This window comes from Bradyrhizobium sp. BRP56 (assembly GCF_020194035.1).
GTDB classification, from domain to species: Bacteria; Pseudomonadota; Alphaproteobacteria; order Rhizobiales; family Xanthobacteraceae; genus Bradyrhizobium; species Bradyrhizobium australafricanum.
In genome coordinates this window covers 102,555-123,640 of sequence record NZ_JADYVV010000020.1, presented here as the reverse complement: position 1 = coordinate 123,640, position 21,086 = coordinate 102,555, and the positions used below count along the sequence as shown (strand labels likewise).

The following is a 21,086-nucleotide window of genomic DNA, read 5'->3' as shown; positions in this document are numbered from 1 at the left end:
AGCCGCAGGTCGCCGAACCGCCCCAGGCCAAATTCCAGTCCCAACATCAAACGCTCCGTGAATCATCACTCAACCCACGGAATCAGCAATCAAATCGCCTAGCAAGATGTGTGCATACGAGAGCCGCGTGCGGGGAGAGGTCGGAACGCATCGTTAGATGCGTTCCGGGTGAGGGGGAGCCCCCGCAAACGCAGCTGTCACCGTGCAAGCGGAGACGGCCCCTCACCCCAACCCTCTCCCCGCAAGAGCGGGGAGAGGGAGCGCGGTGCCGTCGTAGTCGCTACACAGCCCAATCTCATCAAGCTTTAGCAAACCAGTTCACGTCGCTTCACGTCGCGGCGCCAGATGATCGAGCAGGTTCATCGGCAGCGGGAACACCACGGTCGAGGAGCGCTCGCCGGCAATGTCGTGCAGCGCCGCGAAGTAGCGCAGCTGCATCGCTTGCGGCTCCTGGGCGAGGATCCGGCCGGCCTCGACCAGCTTCTCGGCGGCCTGCTGCTCGCCCATCGCGTTGATCACCTTGGCGCGCCGCAGCCGCTCCGCCTCGGCCTGCTTGGCGATCGCGCGCACCATCGTTTCGTTGAGATCGATATCCTTGATCTCGACCCCGGTGACCTTGATGCCCCAGACGTCGGTCTGCCTGTCGAGGGTCTCCTGGATATCGGCGTTCAACTTGTCGCGCTCCGCCAGCATCTCGTCGAGCTCGTGCTTGCCGAGCACCGAGCGCAGCGTGGTCTGCGCAAGCTGGCTGGTCGCAGCCAAGTAGTCGCTGACCTTGATGATGGCGCGCTCGGGATCGACGATGCGGAAGTAGAGCACGGCGTTGACCTTGACCGAGACGTTGTCGCGCGAAATCACATCCTGCGGCGGCACCACCTGCACCACCACCCTGAGATCGACCTTCACCAGCTGTTGCACCACCGGAATCAGGATGATGAGCCCCGGGCCCTTCACCCCGGTGAAACGGCCGAGCGTGAAGATGACGCCGCGCTCGTATTCGCGCAGCACGCGCACGGCCTGGGTCAGGAATACGATGATCAGCAGCGCGATCGCCGCATAGGTGAAATAATCAAGCATCATGCTGTACCTCCTTCGCCGGGGGAGGCCGGCGTGCGCCGTACCACCAGCGTCAAATCGATGATGTTGGCGACCTCGACCGTGTCTCCCGCCGTGAATGTCTCGGTGCTGCGCGCTTGCCAGCGTTCGCCGTTGGTGAAGACGTGACCCGTGGTCTCGGACCAGTCGAGCACTTCGGCCGATAGCCCGCGCATGGCTTGCGCACCGATCCGCACCGGGCCCTTGCGCGCGCGGCGGAGCGCGCCGAGCACGACGAGAATGAGCCCCGTGAACATCGCGGCGACGATGCCGATGACCGGCCATGACAGCCGGTATCCGGGCGCCTCGATCCGAAACAGCATGGCTGCTCCAAGCACGAAGGCGACGATTCCTCCGAGGCCAATCACGACGGTCGGGTTGAAGGCTTCGATTGCGAGCAGCGCGATCCCGACCAGCATCAGGGCGAAGCCGGCGTAGTTGATCGGCAGCATGTTGAGTGCGTAGAGACCGAGCAGCAGGCAGATCGTCCCGACAACCCCGGGCGCCACGGCACCGGGCGACATGAACTCGAAGATCAGGCCGTAGATGCCGACCATTAGGAGAATGAATGCGATGTTGGGGTCGGTGATGACCGCGAGCGCGCGCGCGATCCAGGTGGGATCGATGGCCTCGATCGCGGTGTCCGTGGTCGCCAGGCGTTGCGTCTTGCCGCCGGGAAGCTCGATGGTCCGGCCATCGACCTGCCTGAGCAGGTCGGCCGGATCGCGTGCGGTGAGATCAATGACGTTGGCCTGCAGCGCGGCGTTGGCGGAGAGGGTGGCGGCATCGCGCACCGCCTTCTCGGCCCAGTCGGCATTGCGGCCGCGCAATTCGGCGAGGCTGCGGATGAAGGCAACGGCATCATTCGTCACCTTCGCCGTCATGGCATCCTTGGCTTCCGACGGATGGCCGCCGTCCTTCTGGTCCTTGCCGCCCTTGTCCGGGGTGCTGCCCGGCAGCCCCGGTATCGGGCCGCCAATCTGCACCGGCGTCGCGGCGCCGATATTGGTGCCGGGCGCCATGGCCGCGAGATGGGTCGCATAGAGGATATAGGTCCCGGCGCTCGCGGCATGGGCGCCGGATGGCGCAACGTAGCCGACCACGGGAACGGGCGAAGCCAGCACGTCGGCGATGATCTCACGCATGCTGGTGCTGAGGCCGCCCGGCGTATTCAAACGCAGGATAACAACCTCGGCGTGGCGCTCGGCGGCCTTGGCCAGGCCGTCCTTGACGTAGCTGGCCGCTGCCGGCCCGATTGCCCCGTCGATTGAAATGGTCAGGGCAAGATGGCTGTTGTCCGCGGCCGGACCGGGACGGATGGAGACAACCAGAGCGACCAGGACGGTCGCAACAACGAGGGCCGCCTTGAAGGTGGTGTGCACGGCAAGCACTCCCTTGCCGTGGATATGGGGCGCCGTTTCGGAACCTCAAGTTGGCGCCGTGTCACGGGCACCGTGTGCTGATCGCATTGTGCATTGCGATGGGTTATGTCGGGTCGGCAAATCTCAATGCGCGGCTGCGAGGTACTCGTCGGCAAGCTCAGCCATCGCCTGCGAGACCTCGGCCTTTGCCGACCCGTTCAATTGCACGATCGGCAGTCGCGTCGTCGGCGGCATGAATCCCAGAAGCGCCAGCGCGAACTTCAATGCGGCGGGATGCTCGCGCTCCAGCAAGGTCGCAAGCGGCACCAGCCGCTGGTGCAACTCCCGCGCCTGATACAACCGTCCCTCGCGGAAATGCCTGTGAACGGCCACGTACAGATCGGGCGCGACGTTCGTCACGACCGAGATGCAGCCATCGCCACCGGCGGCGAGCCAGGCCAGCGAGGAAGCCTCGTCGCCGGTCAGCATCCGGAACGTCGCCGGCAGGCGTGAGCGCAGGCGCGCCAGCCGGGCAACGTCACCGCTGCCGTCGCGCAAACCCACGAAGCGTGGCGATGCGGCGAGCTCGAGCAGGGTCTCGTCGGCAAGGCCCTTCACCGTGCGCGACGGAATGTCGTGTAGGATGACAGGCAGCGTGGTGGCCGCGGCGACCGCGTCGAAATGCGCCGCCGTGCCCCGTGGCATCGGCTTGTTGTAATAGGGTACGACCGACATGACGGCATCGGCGCCGGCCGCTTCCGCGGCCCGGGTGAATGTGGCGGCGCGATCGGTCGCGTTCGATCCGGCGCCGGCGATGATGCGAACCCGCTTGCGCGCGACGCCGGCCGCGATCCGGACCAGCTGCGCACGTTCCGCGGGCTCCAGCGTCGCGCTTTCACCTGCGGTCTCGCCGACCACCAGCGCGGTGGCGCCGGCCGCGATCTGGCGCTCGCACAGCCGGCCGAACGCCTCCGCGTCGATCTCGCTCCGATGGTTGAAGGGGGTCGGAAGATCGGGGATGAAGCCCGACAGCCATCTGGCCGTGTCGGCTTTCGCAGCCGTTTGCCAAGTCATGGGTGGCTCACGCCACGCGGATTGCGGGGAAGCTCGCGGTCTCGCCGCGCATATCGAGCTCGATCTCACGCGACAGCTCGACGATCATTTCAGGATGCTGGCCGTTCTCGAACAGCGCGTATTTGACGGCCTGGGCGCGGTTGACGAACAGGCCGCCATAGAGGCCGTTCTGTTGCTGGGCGACCCACTGGCCGCGATGGTTGCGGCCGATGAAGACGACGGTGGACGCGGCGCTACACGAGGGAGGTTCGACGAGTTTCACGGTGGTGGTCCTTCTTTTTGTTTCTGACGTGTTTTCCTCACGCGGACCGGTATCCGGTTCGCTCGAAAACGCTTCAGTCACGGTCACGCGATCAATGTCTGATTTGCGGGATATGAAATCGAGCGCGTGCAAGCAGCGAATTCATAGGAGCTGCATAGGATTTGTGAGGATGGTCTAGAGGCGCTGGACGATGCCGGTGCCGAGCGCGCACAGCGCGACATAGGCGGTCATCTCGTCCCAGTGGTTGAGGTTTGCGGCAAACGGCATTTCGCGCTTGGCGATCCCGGCAAAGGCGCAGATCACGGCCGACATCCACAACAGCGTGACGAGGCCCTTGCCGAAGCCGGCGCCGGCGAACACGGCAAAGCCGATCATGATGGCAAGCCGGAAGCCGAACCGGACCATGACCTGGACCGACTGCAGCTGCCGCGGCAGTTGTTTGGTGTCCACGGTCGTGCCGCCGTCAGCCGATATTGTCGACGAACAGCGGCTCGTACAGCGCGCGCGTGTCGCGACGGACCGTCGGCACGCTGGTTCGGCTATCGGACGTCGAGATGCGCTGCGCCTCGACGAAGGCGCTGAGGATCGCGAGCGCAAGATCGGTGTGGTGGGTCTCGATCGACTGGTCGAGCCAGTCCGGCAGCTCGCGTTCGCGCGACAACGCACAGTGCCACTCGCCCTCGTCATAGACCAGGCGGCGGATCTGCCATTGCGGCAGTTCCAGATCGAGCAGCGCGATCGCGGCGTCGGTCCAGGCGCCCGACTGGATCAGCCGCTCGACCCGGCGGGTCTTGCCGCTCTGTCCGACCGAGGGAAAGCGCCGGCAGGTCTGGCTGATGATGTCGGCCATGAATTCGGCTGTCACCGCATAGGCGTCGCGCAGCCGTTCGCCGAGATCGATGGAGGTGTTCTGGGAAAGCACTGACATGGCGTCATCTCGTCTTGCGCGGCCCAGGAAGCCAAGCTCAAGGCATTGGCCGCAGGCTCAAAATGGCCGGACTGCCATTTGAAAACGAGATGAGGCGGGGGACGGAGATATAGGGATTCCATAAAGACCAAGCTGTCGTCCTGGCGAAGGCCAGGAGGGACCCATTACCACCGAAGCTGCTTGTGAGATGAGGTTGGGGCCCCAGCCATCGCAAAACTCGGCCCTGTGGTTATGGGGTCCCGGCCTTCGCCGGGACGACGGCTGCGCAGCTCGTGGCACTTATAGGATTCCTATAACGTCCTTATTCGCCACCTCTCGAAAACCTATGCCCCGGATGGCACCTCACGGCCATCCGGCGCGGGACGCCTATGCAATGGCCCGTGCCCTGTGACGCATAGGAGTCTCACATGATGGACATTCTCATGGCGGCGCTTGCGATCGGCTTCTTCGCGGCCGGCATCGGCTACGCCTACGCCTGCGAACGGCTGTAACGGAGGCGACGATGATCTTCGATTACTCGCTCGCCGGCCTCGTCTCGCTCGGCCTGCTGTTCTACCTCACTTACGCATTGCTGCGGCCCGAACGCTTCTAGGCGGCCCGCGATGTCAGCGCTTTGCACAATTCTGTTAGCCGACGCGATGTTGACCGGGCTGTTGCTCGGCTTGTTCGCGTCGATGCTGCGCTTCGCTCCCATTCGAAAGGTTTGACGCAATGACCGTCATCGGCTGGATTCAAATTATTCTGTTCTGCGCGATCGTTGCCGCGCTGGTCAAACCGCTCGGCTGGTACATGACCCGCGTGTTCAACGGCGAGCGCACCTTCCTGTCGCCCGTGCTGCGCCCGGTCGAGCGCGGCATCTACTGGGTCGGCGGCGTCGACGAGCGGCGCGAGCAGCACTGGCTGACCTATACGGTCGCCATGCTGCTGTTCCATGTCGGCGGCTTCGCCATCATCTACGGCCTGATGCGGCTACAGGCGGTGCTGCCGTTCAACCCGGCCGGACAGTCGGCGGTCGCTGAGGACCTCTCCTTCAACACCGCGATCTCCTTCATCACCAACACCAACTGGCAGAACTACGGCGGCGAGAGCACGCTGTCCTATCTGGTCCAGATGGTCGGCCTGACCCACCAGAATTTCCTGTCGGCGGCGACCGGCATCGCGCTGGCGATGGCGCTGATCCGCGGCTTCACCCGCTCGTCGATGCGCACCGTCGGCAATTTCTGGGTCGATGTCACGCGCTGCACGCTCTACGTGCTGCTGCCGATCTGCGTCGTCTATGCGCTGTTCCTGGTCTGGCAGGGCATGCCGCAGACGCTCGGCGCCTATGTCGACGCCACCACGCTGGAGGGCAGCAAGCAGACCATCGCGCTCGGGCCGGTGGCCTCGCAGGTCGCGATCAAGATGCTCGGCACCAATGGCGGCGGCTTCTTCAACGCCAACGCCGCGCATCCGTTCGAGAATCCGACCGCGCTGTCGAACCTCGTGCAGATGGTCTCGATCTTCGCGCTCGGCGCCGCCATGACCAACGTGTTCGGCCGCATGGTCGGCAACGAGCGCCAGGGCTGGGCGATCTTCGCCGTGATGGGCATCCTGTTCGTCGCCGGCGTCACCGTCACCTACTGGGCGGAAGCCAACGGCACCTCGGCGCTGCACGCGCTCGGTCTCACCGGCGGCAACATGGAGGGCAAGGAGGTCCGCTTCGGCATCGTCGCGTCCTCGCTGTTCGCCGTCGTCACGACTGCGGCCTCCTGCGGCGCGGTCAATGCCATGCATGACAGCTTTACCGCGCTCGGCGGCATGATTCCGCTGATCAACATGCAGCTCGGCGAGGTCATCATCGGCGGCGTCGGCGCCGGCTTCTACGGCATGCTGCTGTTCGTCGTGCTGGCGATCTTCGTCGCCGGCCTGATGGTCGGCCGCACTCCGGAATATGTCGGCAAGAAGATCGAGGCGCGCGAGGTCAAGATGGCGATGCTCGCGATCCTGGTGCTGCCGCTGATGTATCTCGGCTGGACCGCGGTCGGCGTGGTACTGCCGTCAGCGGTGGCCTCGATGGCGAACTCGGGCCCGCACGGCTTCACCGAGGTGCTGTACGCGTTCACCTCGGCCACCGGCAATAACGGCTCGGCCTTCGCGGGCCTCACCGGCAACACCCTGTTCTACAATCTGACGCTCGCCTCCGCGATGTTCGTCGGCCGCTTCTTCATGATCGTGCCGGCGATGGCCATTGCAGGTTCGCTGGTCGAGAAGAAGTCCATCCCGGCCTCGGCGGGCACGTTCCCGACCACCGGCGGGCTGTTCGTCGGCCTCGTCATCGGCGTGATCCTGATCATCGGCGGTCTCACCTTCTTCCCGGCGCTGGCGCTCGGGCCGATCGTCGAGCACCTCGCCATGAACGCCAACACCCTGTTCTGATCGAATTGTCCGGAGTGACAACCATGGAAACCACAAGACTGCAAAAGCAGGTGACGGCGTCGACCATGTTCGACCCGAAGATCCTGGTGCCGGCGATCCGCTCGGCCTTCGTCAAGCTCGATCCCCGGCTGATGGCGAAGAACCCCGTGATGTTCGTGGTCGAGGTCGTGGCCGCGTTGACCACGGTGATCTTCGTCCGCGACCTCGTCACCGGCAGCGCCAATCTCGGCTTCACCTTCCAGATTATCCTCTGGCTCTGGTTCACGGTGCTGTTCGCCAACTTCGCCGAGGCTGTCGCCGAAGGTCGCGGCAAGGCGCAGGCGGAATCGCTGAAAAAGACCCGCACCGAGAGCCAGGCCAAGCTGTTGACCGGCACCGACCGGACCTATCGCATGGTGCCGGGCACCTCGCTTAAGGTCGGCGACGTCGTGCTGGTCGAGGCCGGCGACAACATCCCGTCCGACGGCGAGGTGATCGAAGGCGTGGCCTCGGTCAACGAAGCCGCGATCACGGGTGAATCCGCACCTGTGATCCGCGAGTCCGGCGGCGACCGTTCCGCGGTCACCGGCGGCACCCAGGTGCTGTCGGACTGGATCCGCGTCCGCATCACCGCAGCGCAAGGCTCGACCTTCATCGACCGCATGATCAAGCTGGTGGAGGGCGCCGCGCGGCAGAAGACGCCGAACGAGATCGCGCTCAACATCCTGCTGGCCGGCCTCACCATCATCTTCGTGTTCGCGACGGTGACGATCCCGAGCTATGCGGCCTATGCCGGCGGCTCGATCTCGGTCGTGGTGCTGGTGGCGCTGTTCGTGACGCTGATCCCGACCACGATCGGCGCGCTATTATCGGCGATCGGCATCGCCGGCATGGACCGCCTGGTGCGCTTCAACGTGCTGGCGATGTCCGGCCGCGCGGTGGAAGCTGCTGGCGACGTCGATACGCTGCTGCTGGACAAGACCGGCACCATCACGCTCGGCAACCGCCAGGCGACCGCATTCCGTCCGATCCGCGGCGTCGCCGAGCAGGACCTCGCCGACGCGGCACAGCTTGCCTCGCTGGCCGACGAAACGCCGGAAGGCCGCTCGATCGTGGTGCTGGCCAAGGAGAAATACGGCATCCGCGGACGCGACATGCATGAGCTTGCCGCGACCTTCGTGCCGTTTACCGCGCAGACCCGCATGAGCGGCATCGATGCCGGCACGTCGTCGGTCCGCAAGGGCGCGGTGGACGCCATCCTCGCCTATGTCGACGGCGGCTCGCCCCGCACCGTCGCCTCGGGCAACACAGTCCGCGCGGTCGCGGCGACGATGAGCGCCGAAGCGCGCGAGATCCAATCGATCGCCGACGAGATCGCCAAGGCCGGCGGCACGCCGCTGGCCGTCGCCAAGGACGGCAAGCTGCTCGGCGTCGTGCACCTGAAGGACATCGTCAAGGGCGGCATCCGCGAGCGCTTTGCCGAACTGCGCCGCATGGGCATCCGCACCGTGATGATCACCGGCGACAATCCGATGACCGCGGCCGCGATCGCGGCCGAGGCCGGCGTCGACGACTTCCTGGCGCAGGCAACGCCCGAGGACAAGCTCAAGCTGATCCGTGACGAGCAGTCCAAGGGCAAGCTGGTCGCGATGTGCGGCGACGGCACCAACGACGCGCCGGCGCTCGCGCAGGCCGATGTCGGCGTCGCCATGAACACCGGCACGCAGGCCGCCCGCGAGGCCGGCAACATGGTCGACCTCGATTCCAACCCGACCAAGCTGATCGAGGTGGTCGAGATCGGCAAGCAGCTGCTGATGACCCGCGGCGCGCTGACCACGTTCTCGATCGCCAACGACGTCGCAAAATATTTTGCGATCATCCCGGCGATGTTCCTCGCGTTCTATCCGCAGCTCCAGGTGCTGAACGTGATGCACCTGGCGAGCCCGCAGAGCGCGATCCTGTCGGCGATCATCTTCAACGCGCTGATCATCATCGCGCTGATTCCCTTGGCGCTGAAGGGCGTCAAGTATCGCGCGGTCGGTGCCGGCGCGCTGCTCGGCCGCAACCTGATGATCTATGGCCTCGGCGGCATCATCATCCCGTTCATCGGCATCAAGGCGATCGACCTCGTCGTCGCCGCTCTGGGCCTGGCTTAACCGTGTAGCCGTCATTGTGAGGAGCGAAGCGAAGCAATCCATCCATCCGTTACGCCGATCCATGGATTGCTTCGCTTCGCTCGCAATGACGAAGGAGATTTAGGAGACCTGTCATGTTGAAAGAAATCCGCCCCGCCATCCTCGTGCTGGTCCTGCTGACCGCGATCACGGGCCTTGCCTATCCTCTCGCCATCACCGGCATCGCCGGCGTCATCTTCCCGCGGCAGGCGCAAGGCAGCCTGATCGAGCAGAACGGCAAGGTGATCGGCTCCGCCCTGATCGGGCAGGAGTTCAAGGAAGATAAATACTTCCATGGCCGGCCGTCGGCGACGGTCGCGCCCGATCCGAACGATTCCTCCAAGACGGTGCCTGCGCCCTACAACGCGGCCAATTCCGGCGGCTCCAACCTCGGCCCGACCAGCAAGGCACTGAACGACCGGGTCAAGGATGATGTCGAGAAGCTGAAGGCGGAGAACCCGTCCGCCAGCGTGCCGGTCGATCTTGTGACCACGTCGGGCAGTGGGCTCGATCCGGACATCTCGCCGGACGCTGCGCTGTTCCAGGTGCCGCGGGTCGCCAAGGCGCGCAGCATGTCCGAGGACGCGGTGCGCGAGCTGGTGACGCAGAACACGCAGGGCCGCTTCGCCGGCGTGATCGGCGAGCCCCGTGTTAACGTTCTTGCGCTCAACCTGGCGCTCGACGCGGCAAAGCCGAAATAGGGGAGTAGGCTGCCCCTCGCAGGATGACTATATTGCGGTATGGCCAATCAGCGCGACCCTGATAAACGACCCTCGCCGGATGCGCTGCTGGAGGCGGCGCGCCGGGAGACCGATCGATCGGGGCGGCTGAAGATCTTCATCGGCGCCGCCCCCGGCGTCGGCAAGACCTACGAGATGCTCTCGAGCGCCCACGCCCGCCTCAAGGCGGGCGTCGACGTCGTGGTCGGCGTCGTCGAGACCCACGGCCGGGTCGAGACCGAGACGCTGCTCAGGGGTCTCGAGGTGCTGCCGCGGAAGCGGCTGACCTATCGCGACCAGACGCTCGAGGAAATGGACCTCGATGCATTGATCGCGCGGCGGCCGCAGCTCGCGCTGGTCGACGAGCTCGCTCATACCAATGCACCAGGCAGCCGGCATCCGAAGCGCTATCTCGACGTCGAGGAACTGCTGTCGAACGGCATCGACGTCTACACCGCGATCAACATCCAGCACATCGAGAGCCTCAACGACGTCGTCGCGCAGATCACCCATGTGCGGGTGCGCGAGACGGTGCCGGACTCGGTGGTCGATCGTGCCGATGCAATCGAGCTGATCGACCTGACGCCCGACGATCTGATCCAGCGGCTGAAGGAGGGCAAGGTCTACGTGCCCAAGCAGGCTGAGCGGGCGCTGGAACACTATTTCTCGCCCGGCAATCTGACCGCGCTGCGCGAGCTGGCGCTGCGCCGGACCGCCGAGCGGGTCGACGAGCAGCTGCTCAACCACATGCAGGCCAATGCGATTGCCGGACCCTGGGCCGCCGGCGAGCGCATCCTGGTGTGCCTGAGCGAGGATCCGCGCGCGGCCGGGCTCGTGCGCTACACCAAGCGCCTCGCCGACCGGCTGCATGCGCAATGGACCGCGGTCAGCATCGAGACGCGGCGCAGCCTGCAACTTTCCGACGAGCAGCGCGATCGGCTGGCCGACACCATGCGGCTCGCGGAAGCGCTCGGCGGCGAGGCGCTGACGCTGCCAGGCGTCGGCCGCCGCATCGCCGACGACGTCATCAATTTCGCCCAGGCCAACAACGTCACCCAGATCATCATCGGCAAGTCGACGCGCTCGCGCTGGTTCGAGCTGACGCATGGATCCGTGGTGCACGACCTGGTGCGCCGCGCCGGCAATATCAGCGTCAACGTGATCGCCGGCGACGAGCTGCCGGTCGGCAAGGCGGCGGTGCAGACCGCGCAGCGGCAGGAACCGTTCAATCCGCGGCCCTATCTGATGGCGCTTCTGCTGGCGGCGCTCGGGCTCGGCGCGGCCAAGCTGATCCAGCCGTTCTTCGGCATCGAGAATGTCGACCTCGTCTTTCTCACCGCCGTGGTCGGCGCCGCGGCGCGCTACGGCCTCGGGCCGTCGCTGCTGGCGAGCGTCGCGGCCTCGCTGTGCTACAATTTCTTCTTCCTGCCGCCGGTCTATACCTTCACCATCACTGACCCGACCAATGTCGCGGCGTTCTTCTTCTTCATGCTGATCGCGCTGCTGGTCTCCAACGTCGCGGCGCGGGTGCGCACCCAGGCTGACACCGCGATCAGCCGCGTCCGCACCACCGAATCGCTCTACGCCTTCAGCCGCAAGCTTGCCGGCACCGCGACACTGGACGACGTGCTGTGGGCGACCGCCTACCAGATCGCGCTGATGCTCAAGGTGCGCGTGGTGCTGCTGCTGCCGGAGGACGGGATGCTGACCGTCAAGAGCGGCTATCCGCCGGAGGATCAGCTCGACCAGGCCGATCTTGCCGCCGCCAACTGGGCCTGGGGCAACGACCGCCCGGCCGGCCGCGGCTCCGACACGCTGCCGGGGGGCAAACGGCTGTTCCTGCCGATGCGCACCGGCCGCGGCCCGATCGGGGTGATCGGCATCGACGACGACCGCACCGGGCCCTTGCTGACGCCGGACCAGCGCCGGCTGCTCGACGCGCTGGTCGACCAGGGCGCGCTCGCGATCGAGCGCGTGCTGCTGGTCGAGGACATGGATCGCGTCAAGCGCACGGTGGAATCCGACCGGCTGCGCGGCGCGCTCCTGACCTCGATCTCGCACGATCTCAAGACGCCGCTGGCCTCGGTGCTCGGCTCGGCCTCGGCGCTGCGCGACCTCGGCGCCAACCTGAGCGATGCGCAGAAGCACGATCTGCTCGCCACCGTGATCGACGAGTCCGAGCGGCTGAATCGGTTCATCGCCAATCTGCTCGACATGACCAAGCTGGAATCCGGCGCGATCGTGCCGAACACGGCGCGCCATGATGTCGGCGAGATCGTCGGCAGCGCGCTGCGGCGGGCGAGCAAGATCCTGGTGCATCACCGGGTATCGCTGGAGCTCGCGGCCGACCTGCCGATGCTGGAGCTCGACGCCGTGCTGTTCGAGCAGGTGTTGTTCAATCTGCTCGACAACGCTGCCAAATACGCCCCGTCGGACACCACGATCTCGATCCGCGGCGCCCGCGATCGCGACACCATCGCGCTGCAGATCCTCGATGAAGGCAACGGGATTCCCGCGGCCGAGCTCGAAAGCGTGTTCGACAAATTCTATCGCGCCGAGAAGGGCGACCATGTCCGTCCCGGCACCGGCCTCGGGCTTGCGATCTCGCGCGGCTTCGTCGAGGCGATGCGCGGCACGATCGCGGCGGCCAACCGCGCCGACCGCAGCGGCGCCATCATCACCATCCGCCTGCCGATCCCCGCCGACACCAACGCGCTGGACACTGCTGCATGAACGCCACGCCGATCAAGGTCCTGGTCATCGACGACGAGCCGCCGATCCGCAAGTTGCTGCGGATGGGGCTGAGCACGCAGGGCTATGACATCCTCGAGGCATCCAACGGCAAGCTGGCGCTGGAGATGCTGGGTGAGGGACCGGCGCTGATCATCCTCGACCTCGGATTGCCCGACATTCAGGGCCATGACCTCTTGCGCATGATCCGCGGCCGCAACGAGAGCGTGCCGATCGTGGTGCTGTCGAGCCGCGGCGACGAGGCCGGCAAGGTGCAGGCGCTCGATCTCGGCGCCGACGACTACCTGACCAAGCCGTTCGGCATGGACGAATTGCTGGCGCGGCTGCGCGCGGCGCTGCGGCACCAGTTGCAGGTGCAGGGCGAGCGGCCGGTGTTCCGCTCCGGCGATCTTTCGGTCGACCTGGTGCGCCGGATCGTCAAGGTCGGCGACAGGGAGATCAAGCTGTCGCCGAAGGAATATGACCTGTTGCGCGTGCTGGTGCAGCATGCCGGCAAGGTGCTGACCCACCGCTTCCTCTTGAAGGAATTATGGGACGAACTGACCGACGCGCAATATCTGCGGGTCTATGTGCGCCAGCTTCGCCAGAAGATCGAGGCCGACCCGGAGCGTCCGCAATTCGTGCTGACCGAGACCGGCATCGGCTATCGGCTGCGCGCGGCGGACTAACATGTAGCCCGGATGAGCGAAGCGATATCCGGGGCATCTCCCGCATGTCGCTGCGCTCATGCGGGCTACGTTGGTGCCGTCGCCCGACGACACCAAACGGAACTTTCGCTGCCATCGAGGCTTGTTTTCCGTTAGCGGGAGACAAGCCATGGCAAGGAAATATTCGCGGAAGGCATCGGGCGATGTCGAGCGCGCGATGAAGAAACGCAAGGCCGGCACGCTGCGCAGCGGCCGCTCCAAGAAGAAGGTGAAGAGCCGCAAGCAGGCGATCGCGATCGGGCTATCCGAGGCGCGTGCCAAGGGCAGGAAGGTGCCGAAGAAGTCGTCAAAGAAGAAGACGGCGAAGAAGCGCAAGACAGCCAAGAAGCGGAAGAGCTCGAAGAAGAAGTAGGGCCAGGCCGTCTGCTTCGTCATGGCCGGGCTTGACCCGGCCATCCACGTTGTTCTGACCAAGTCGATGGATGCCCGGGTCAAGCCCGGGCATGACGAGTGGAATTTGCCTCACCCCGCCTTGCGTCGCCGCGCGCTTGACCGGTGCGCCTTCTTGGCGGCGCGGCGATGCGGGGTCGGGCGGCGCGCGGTGGAGCGCGAGCGCCTTGCGCCGCTCTTGCCGCCTTTCAGGCTCTGCTGCAGCGCGTCCATCAGGCTCACGACGTTGCTTGGCTTCTCCTCGCGCTCGGCGGCCTTGATCGGCTTGCCGGCCGCCTTGCGGCGGACCAGGGCCTTCAGCGCGGTCTCGTACTCGTCCTTGAATTTCGACGGATCGAAATGCGCGGCCTTGCTGTCGAGGATATGGCCGGCGAGCTCGATCATGTCCTTCGTGACCTTCGGGCTCCTGATGTCGTCGAAATAATCGTCGGCGTCGCGCAGCTCGTAGGGGTAACGCAAGGTGGTGCCGAGCATGCCCTTGTCGAGCGGCTCGATCGCGATCACATGCTCGCGGTTGGTCAGCACGATCCGCGCCAGCGCGACGCGGTCCTGATCCTTCATGGCGTCGCGGATCACCGCGAACGCGTCGACGCCGGCCTTGCCGTCGGGCCTGATGTAATAGGGGTGGTCGAGATAGCGCTTGTCGATCTCGCCCTCGGGCACGAAGCTGTCGATGTCGATGGTATGGTTGCTCTCGATCTGCACCGCTTCGAGCTCGTCCTTCTCGATCTCGACATATTTGCCCTTGCTGACCTCGTAGCCGCGGCCCTTCTGATCGCCCTCGACAACGTCGCCGGTCTCGGTATCGACCATCTGCTGCTTCAGCCGGTTGCCGGTCTCCCGGTTGATCATGTGGAAGCGGGTCTTCTCGACCGCGGTCGAGGCCGGGTAGAGCGCCACCGGGCATGACACCAGCGAGAGCTTGAGCGTGCCTTTCCAGTAGGCGCGGGGAGCGGCCATGATCGCCTCCAAACAGCTTGAGTTTGGAACTTGAACGGATACCGTGGGTTTTGGTTCCTGATGGCCGCACGGAGGCGGCGGCCGTCGTTTGCGCCGAGGGTTTGCCGAGGTTTGTTGTGTCGCTGAGAAACCTGTCCACCTATCGCAAGAAGCGCGACTTCGAGAAGACCAGCGAGCCGTCAGGCGACGTCAAGGTCGCACCCAGCAAGCAGCGGCGCTTCGTCATCCAGAAGCACGACGCGACGCGGTTGCATTACGATTTGCGGCTCGAATTCGACGGCGTCTTCAAGTCCTGGGCGGTGACGCGCGGACCGTCGCTCGATCCGCACGACAAGCGGCTGGCGGTCGAGGTCGAGGATCATCCGCTCGACTATGGCGATTTCGAAGGCACCATTCCCGAAGGCCAATACGGCGGCGGCACCGTGCAACTGTGGGATCGCGGCACCTGGGAATCGGACGATCCCGAGCGTGGCTTCAAGAAGGGCGACCTGAAGTTCACGCTTGAGGGCGACAAGCTGCACGGCAGCTGGGTGCTGGTGCGGATGAAAAGCGACCGCTTTGGCGGCAAGCGCACCAACTGGCTCCTGATCAAGCACCGCGACGAATATGCCGTTGACGGCAACGGCGAGGAGATCCTCGACGAGGACCGTTCGGTCGCCTCCGGACGCTCGATGGCGCAGATCGCGGCCGGCAAGGGCCGGGCGCCGAAGCCGTTCATGCTGGCCAAGGGCAACGGGAAGGCCAAAGCGGACGCGGTCTGGCAGTCCAACCACGGCATGGCTGCGGACGCGCGCGCCAGGACCAAGGCGCCGGCGCCCAAGGAGCGGCTGAAAGTGACGCGGCAGGCGAAACCGAAGCAGGTATCGGAGATGCCCGATTTCGTCGCGCCGCAGCTCTGCGCCGCGGTCGAGTCTCCACCCAATGGCACGGGCTGGTGCCACGAGATCAAGTTCGACGGCTACCGCGTACAGTTGCGTGTCGAAGACGGCGAGGCCGTGCTGAAGACGCGCAAGGGGCTCGACTGGACCGCCAAGTTCGGCGCGATCGTGAAGGAGGCGGAGAAGTTGCCGGACGCGCTGATCGATGGCGAGATCGTAGCGCTCGACAAGAACGGCACGCCGCATTTTTCGACGCTGCAGGCCGCGCTTTCCGACGGCAAGACGGATCGGCTGATCTTCTACGCGTTCGACCTGCTGTTCGCCGGCACCGAGGACCTGCGCCCGCTGCCGCTCGCCGAGCGCAAGACGCGGCTGAAGCAATTGCTCGCGGCGCGCAAGGGCAAGAACCACCTGATCCGCTATGTCGAACATTTCGAGCAGCGCGGCGAGGCGGTGCTGGAATCCGCGCGCAAGCTCGGCCTCGAAGGCATCGTCTCCAAGCGGCTCGACGGTGCCTACCGTTCCAGCCGCTCCGACGACTGGACCAAGGCAAAAATCCGCGCCGGCCATGAAGTGGTGCTCGGCGGCTGGAAGACCACCAATGGCAAATTTCGCTCGCTGATGGCGGGCGTCTATCGCGGCGATCATCTGGCGTTTGTCGGCATCGTCGGCACCGGCTTCGGCCAGGACACGGTCCGCCGCATCATGCCGGCGCTGAAGGCGGCGGAGGCGGACAAGAGCCCGTTCGGCGGCAAGGATGCGCCGAAGAAGACCCGCGACGTGCACTGGCTGAAGCCTGAGCTGGTCGCGGAGATCGAGTTCGCCGGCTGGACCGACGCCGGCAATATCCGCCAGGCCGCCTTCAAGGGCCTGCGCCAGGACAAGCCGGCGCACGAGGTCGAGGCCGAGCGGCCGGTAGTAACCAAAGTGGTGAAGCCGATGGCCAAGGGCGTGGCGAAGAAGGGCGCCGGGAAAGCGTCCAGCGAGGTGATGGGTGTCGTCATCTCGCACCCGGACAAGGCGCTGTGGCCCGATGCGGGCGATGGCGAGCCGGTGACCAAGCTCGACCTCGCGAACTATTTCGCGGCGGTCGGCGAATGGATGATCTCCTATCTCAAGGGCCGGCCGTGCTCGATCGTGCGTGCGCCCGACGGCATCAAGGGCGAGACCTTCTTCCAGCGTCATGCGATGGCCGGCACATCGAAGCTGCTCAAGCTTGCGAAGGTCTCGGGCGACCGTAAACCCTATTTGCAGATCGACCGGATCGAGGGCCTGGCGGCGGTCGCGCAGGCCGGCGGCCTCGAGCTGCATCCCTGGAATTGCGCGCCCGATGCCTATGACACGCCGGGCCGGCTGGTGTTCGATCTCGATCCCGCGCCCGATGTTGCATTCACCGACGTGATCGACGCCGCCAAGGACATGCGGCAACGGCTGACCGCGGTCGGCCTCGAAAGCTTCTGCAAGACCACCGGCGGCAAGGGTCTCCACGTCGTCACACCGCTGCTCGCGGGCAGCAGGGACAAGGTGACGTGGAAGGAGGCCAAGGCGTTCGCGCAGGCGGTCTGCCAGTGGATGGCGCTGGACGATCCCGAGCGCTATCTGATCAACATGTCCAAGGCCAAGCGTACGGGAAAGATCTTCCTCGACTATTTGCGCAACGACAGGATGTCGACGGCGGTCGCGGTGTTGTCGCCGCGGGCGCGGCCGGGGGCGACGGTGTCGATGCCGCTGACCTGGCCGCAACTGCGCGGTGATCTCGATCCGAAGAAATTCACGCTGCGCACCGTGCCGGCCTTGCTCGCGAAGACGAAGGCTTGGGATGGCTACGAGGACGCGGCCTCGTCGATCAAGTCGGCGATGAAGAAGCTCGCGGCCAAGTAAGCGCCGTCCAACGAAGCACCACCCGCTTTCGCGGGTGATGCTGGTCGTCGATATCGGCAGGACGCAACGCTACCAAGGGCTACAGTCGTCCCATCAGGAGCAGGATCAGCAGAATCACGACGACCAGGCCGAGCCCGCCGCCGCCGTAATAGCCGGTGCCGTAAAACGGTCCGCCGCCGATGCCGCTGAAGCCGCCAAGCAGCGCAATGACCAGAATGATGAGAATGATCGTTCCAATTGACATGTAGCGTCTCCTCAGCCCCGCGGGCTCGTCTCGTTTCTGCCCTTCGGGAAGGAAAACAACCCGTAACTGTGAAGGTTCCGGAGTTGGCGCTGTGATAAACCTGTGTGGTTCTTCCGTTTGCCTTGGAACAGAACTACATCAACCAAACCCACGGAGGAGTGCATCGCAATGTCGGCGCCGCTGATCGTTTCGATACCCCATAGCCTCGGCCGCGACGAGGCGATGCGCCGCTTGAAAACGGGCCTGTCGCGCGCGACGGCGAACCTGCCGGTCATAAGCGTCGACGAGGAGCGCTGGGACGACAACCGGATGAGCTTTCGTGTCCGAGCGCTGGGGCAGGTCGCGGCCGGGCATGTCGATGTCGAGGATGCCCATGTGCGCGTCGAGGTGACGCTGCCGTGGCTGCTGCAACGGTTCGCCGAGGTCGCGCAGGTGGCGATCCGCAAGCGCGGGCAATTGCTGCTGACCAAGCGCTGACGCAGGACGTCAGGCGTGCGAGCGCGCCTGCCTTGCGGTGCGTTTCGTCCCCGCGACCCTTGTCTTGAGCACGGCAACCGGCAGATTGCCGAACAGTTCCGGGAGCTGAATCCGGGTTGCGCCATCCCTGAGCGCATACCCCGTCACGTCGATTTCACCTTCAAAAGCCTCGGGGCGCGGCCAGCTGCGGCCGCCCTGCGTGAACGGGGCGAATGACCTTGCCACCGCAACGATGGCCGCCTCGCGGCCATGGCGCCGCGCGAAGGCAATGACGTGATCGCGGTGCGGGCCGCTGACCGCGAGCGGCACGTAGTCGCCGCTGGTGAACACATCGGCCAGCTCGTTGCGGAGCCGTAGCAGATGCCGCGTCCATGCGAATTTGAGACGGCCGTCGCGCCAGTTTTGCGCCAGCGCATCCCAATCCGGCATCTCCAGCGTGGCGAGCATTCCTGCCCGTTCGGTAAAGTCGACCGGGCGGCGGTTGTCCGGATCGACCAGCGAAAGATCCCAGCTTTCGGTGCCCTGGTAGAAATCCGGCACGCCCGGCATGGTTGCCTTCAGCGTGATCTGGCCGAGCGAATTCAGCGCGCCGATCAACGCGGTCCGTTGCGCCAGCGTCCCCAGCGCATCGAGGAATTCCGGCGAGGTCTTGCGATCGAGGATCCGCTCGATGAAGGCTTTCACGCCGGCCTCGTAAGGCTGGTGCGGATTGAGCCAGCTGGTTTCCTGCTTGCCCTCGCGCGCCGCCTTCAGCGCGTAGGCCTGGATGCGGGCGGCGAGCGATGCATCATCGGGATCCCAGGCGCCGAGCAGGGCCTGATACAGCATGTATTCGAACGTCGCCGATGGCGCGCGCATCTCGCCGTCGAGCACCAGATGCGGCGCATTCAGCACTTTCCAGCGCGCCACCGCGCTGGTCCACTCGCCGGGGATTTCCGCAAGCGCCATGATGCGGGTGCGGGCGTCCTCGCCGCGCTTGGTGTCGTGGGTCGCGGTCGCCGTCATGCCGTGCGGCCATTCGCGGGCGCGGGCCTGCATCATGGCATGGAAGGTCTCGGGCGCGATCGCGCTCGCCGCCGGATCGCCGCCGACCTCGTTGAGCGCCAGCAGCCGGTGATAGCGATAGAAGGTGGTGTCCTCCAGCGACTTCGCCATCATCGGCCCGGTGAATTGCTGCACCTTCAGCGCGAAGCGTCGCACCCGCGGCGCGCCATGCGGCGGCCGGCCGGGCTGCAAAAGGTCCATGGTCAAGGCATCGCGCAGGAAATCGAAGATGCCTTCGTCGGCGGCGAACCAGTCGGCGCGGGCACGCTCGATGGTCTTGCTGATCAGCGTGCGGTCATGCGCGGCTGGTCCCGAGGTGGTGAGATAGGTGCGATAGACCGGAAAGTGCAGCACATAGAGCTCGAGCGCCTGCCGCAGACTGTCGCCGGAGAAGTCGCGGGTCGAGTAGTGACCGCTGGCAATGCGCGCGAGCAGCCGCGCCAGCACGGTGAATTCGCTGGTGAGCAGCGTCTCCAGCACGCGCTGCTTGGCCTCGCGCAACACCGGCGTCAGGTTCGGCGACTGGTTGCTGATCTGGCGCCAGATCTCGTTCAGTGGATCGAGGCCGCGACCGTCGACCAGTGCCTGGCTGATCGTATTCATCCATTCATAGCCGGTGGTGCCGTGAACGCCGCTGAATCTCGGCAGCTTCTCGTCCTCGCCGAGGATCTTCTCGATCACCATGTAGAACGGCCTGGCCTTAGCGCCCTGCGCGGAGCGGATCAGGCGGCGCAGCCGCTGGAAGTATTGCGCGGGATCGCGCAGGCCGTCGATATGGTCGAGCCGCAGGCCCTGCAGCCGGTCCTCGGCGATCAGCCGCTTCACGAGGCTATGGCTCGCCTCGAAGGTGGCGGCGTCCTCGACCCTGAGGCCGGCCAGCGTGTTGACGTCGAAGAAGCGGCGATAGTTGATGTCGCTGGACGCCAGCCGCCAGTGGCCGAGCTTGTAGTGCTGGCGTTCCAGCAAATGATGCAGCGCCAGCGTCTGGGTCGGGCGGTCCTCACCGGCGCGATAGGCATCGAGGCCGCGTGCGATGGTTTCGGCGCCGCCCTCGATCGCCTTGATCGCCGCCTTCACCGCCGGCGCTTCGATGCGGTTGGGGTGACGCAGCGCCCGGTATTGCGCGGCGAGCTCGAGCATCGCGCGTCCGGGCGGGTTGTCTTCGGCCGCGGCCTCGCGGACGATGGTGCGCAGCACCTCGCCATAGCGCTCCGGCGCGATCGGCAGGCGGTGCTCGAAATACCAGGCCGAGAAGCTGCCCTCGTTCGCGTCATAGCGCAGCTCGATGTCGCCGCGCTCCAGCGCCTGGCCATAGGACGAGCCGAGGATCGGCAGCAGCACGCCGCCGCGCCCGCGGTAGGGCAGCAGGTCCCAGTCGATGTCGAAGGAGACCGCGTGCGGCGACACCGGTCCCCATTCCAGCACATCGAGCCACCACGGATTGTCGGCGAAGTGAACGCCGACATGGTTCGGCACGAAATCCAGGATCAGGCCGAGATCATGGCGCTTCAATGCGTCGCTCAGCCGCGCAAAGCCCTCTTCGCCGCCGAGCTCCGGATTGAATTTGGTGTGGTCGACGACGTCATAGCCGTGGGTCGAGCCCTTGCGCGCCTTCATGAAGGGCGACGCATAGACATGGCTGATGCCGAGCGCCTTCAGATACGGCGCCACGCCGGCGGCGGCATCGAAGTCGAAATCGGCAGTGAGTTGCAGACGGTAGGTTGCGATCGGGATCGCCGGAGGCATT

General features: G+C 65.6%; 18 protein-coding genes. 9 read left to right on the top strand and 9 right to left on the bottom strand.

Annotated features, from left to right (window positions below; translation table 11 throughout):
- Positions 1-318 precede the first annotated feature (318 nt).
- The 6 genes from I6F38_RS16715 to I6F38_RS16690 all read right to left on the bottom strand — a co-directional run bounded on the left by I6F38_RS16715 (position 319) and on the right by I6F38_RS16690 (position 4,720).
- Positions 319-1,080, bottom strand: a complete 762-nt coding sequence (locus I6F38_RS16715; protein ID WP_092085654.1) for a slipin family protein — start codon at positions 1,078-1,080, stop codon at positions 319-321.
- The gene (locus tag I6F38_RS16710) at positions 1,077-2,486 is read right to left on the bottom strand and encodes a nodulation protein NfeD (RefSeq protein WP_225161101.1); all 1,410 of its coding nucleotides are present in this window, start codon (positions 2,484-2,486) and stop codon (positions 1,077-1,079) included. Before I6F38_RS16710 ends, I6F38_RS16715 begins: the two co-directional genes overlap by 4 nt.
- Positions 2,487-2,600: 114 nt before the next feature.
- Positions 2,601-3,530, bottom strand: a complete 930-nt coding sequence (gene dapA / locus I6F38_RS16705; protein WP_225161100.1) for a 4-hydroxy-tetrahydrodipicolinate synthase — start codon at positions 3,528-3,530, stop codon at positions 2,601-2,603.
- A 7-nt stretch (positions 3,531-3,537) separates the two neighbouring features.
- Positions 3,538-3,792 carry a hypothetical protein gene (locus tag I6F38_RS16700; RefSeq protein WP_057015086.1) on the bottom strand — a complete coding sequence of 85 codons (255 nt, stop codon included), beginning with the start codon at positions 3,790-3,792 and terminating at the stop codon, positions 3,538-3,540.
- 174 nt (positions 3,793-3,966) lie between these two features.
- Positions 3,967-4,242, bottom strand: a complete 276-nt coding sequence (locus I6F38_RS16695; protein ID WP_028332704.1) for a hypothetical protein — start codon at positions 4,240-4,242, stop codon at positions 3,967-3,969.
- 13 nt (positions 4,243-4,255) lie between these two features.
- Positions 4,256-4,720 (bottom strand): hypothetical protein, encoded by a 465-nt coding sequence (locus I6F38_RS16690; RefSeq protein ID WP_225161099.1) that lies wholly within the window; start codon positions 4,718-4,720, stop codon positions 4,256-4,258.
- 502 nt (positions 4,721-5,222) lie between these two features.
- Here I6F38_RS16690 and I6F38_RS16685 point away from each other — a divergent pair.
- The 7 genes from I6F38_RS16685 (at position 5,223) to I6F38_RS16655 (ending at position 13,817) form a co-directional block, all read left to right on the top strand.
- Positions 5,223-5,312: a K(+)-transporting ATPase subunit F gene (locus tag I6F38_RS16685; RefSeq protein WP_016846764.1), complete on the top strand. Its 90-nt coding sequence runs from the start codon at positions 5,223-5,225 to the stop codon at positions 5,310-5,312.
- A gap of 119 nt (positions 5,313-5,431) precedes the next feature.
- A complete protein-coding gene (kdpA, locus tag I6F38_RS16680) occupies positions 5,432-7,135 on the top strand; it encodes a potassium-transporting ATPase subunit KdpA (RefSeq protein ID WP_225161098.1) in 1,704 nt (567 codons plus the stop codon).
- A 23-nt stretch (positions 7,136-7,158) separates the two neighbouring features.
- The gene (gene kdpB, locus I6F38_RS16675; protein ID WP_225161097.1) at positions 7,159-9,270 is read left to right on the top strand and encodes a potassium-transporting ATPase subunit KdpB; all 2,112 of its coding nucleotides are present in this window, start codon (positions 7,159-7,161) and stop codon (positions 9,268-9,270) included.
- Between the two features lie 113 nt (positions 9,271-9,383).
- Positions 9,384-9,989, top strand: coding sequence for a K(+)-transporting ATPase subunit C (locus tag I6F38_RS16670; RefSeq protein ID WP_225161096.1), 606 nt, complete (start codon positions 9,384-9,386; stop codon positions 9,987-9,989).
- Positions 9,990-10,028: 39 nt separating this feature from the next.
- Positions 10,029-12,740 carry a sensor histidine kinase KdpD gene (locus I6F38_RS16665; RefSeq protein ID WP_225161095.1) on the top strand — a complete coding sequence of 904 codons (2,712 nt, stop codon included), beginning with the start codon at positions 10,029-10,031 and terminating at the stop codon, positions 12,738-12,740.
- Positions 12,737-13,426 (top strand): response regulator transcription factor, encoded by a 690-nt coding sequence (locus I6F38_RS16660; RefSeq protein ID WP_028332698.1) that lies wholly within the window; start codon positions 12,737-12,739, stop codon positions 13,424-13,426. Before I6F38_RS16665 ends, I6F38_RS16660 begins: the two co-directional genes overlap by 4 nt.
- 148 nt (positions 13,427-13,574) lie before the next feature.
- Positions 13,575-13,817, top strand: coding sequence for a DUF6496 domain-containing protein (locus tag I6F38_RS16655; protein WP_225161094.1), 243 nt, complete (start codon positions 13,575-13,577; stop codon positions 13,815-13,817).
- Between the two features lie 110 nt (positions 13,818-13,927).
- On the opposite strand, the gene I6F38_RS16650 is transcribed toward I6F38_RS16655, so the two are convergent.
- The gene (locus tag I6F38_RS16650; protein WP_057015087.1) at positions 13,928-14,815 is read right to left on the bottom strand and encodes a Ku protein; all 888 of its coding nucleotides are present in this window, start codon (positions 14,813-14,815) and stop codon (positions 13,928-13,930) included.
- Between the two features lie 116 nt (positions 14,816-14,931).
- On the opposite strand from I6F38_RS16650, the gene ligD reads away from it, so the two are divergent.
- Entirely contained in the window at positions 14,932-17,574 is a 2,643-nt protein-coding gene (ligD, locus tag I6F38_RS16645; protein ID WP_225161093.1) for a DNA ligase D, read from the top strand.
- Between the two features lie 79 nt (positions 17,575-17,653).
- Here the strand turns inward: ligD and I6F38_RS16640 are convergent, their stop codons facing one another.
- On the bottom strand, positions 17,654-17,818 hold the full coding sequence (locus tag I6F38_RS16640; RefSeq protein WP_076823921.1) for a DUF3309 family protein: 165 nt from the start codon (positions 17,816-17,818) through the stop codon (positions 17,654-17,656).
- 168 nt (positions 17,819-17,986) lie between these two features.
- Between I6F38_RS16640 and I6F38_RS16635 the strand changes: the two genes are divergently transcribed.
- The gene (locus I6F38_RS16635; RefSeq protein WP_225161092.1) at positions 17,987-18,295 is read left to right on the top strand and encodes a polyhydroxyalkanoic acid system family protein; all 309 of its coding nucleotides are present in this window, start codon (positions 17,987-17,989) and stop codon (positions 18,293-18,295) included.
- A 9-nt stretch (positions 18,296-18,304) separates the two neighbouring features.
- On the opposite strand, the gene treY is transcribed toward I6F38_RS16635, so the two are convergent.
- Positions 18,305-21,085, bottom strand: coding sequence for a malto-oligosyltrehalose synthase (gene treY / locus I6F38_RS16630; RefSeq protein WP_225161091.1), 2,781 nt, complete (start codon positions 21,083-21,085; stop codon positions 18,305-18,307).
- Position 21,086: the final 1 nt, after the last annotated feature.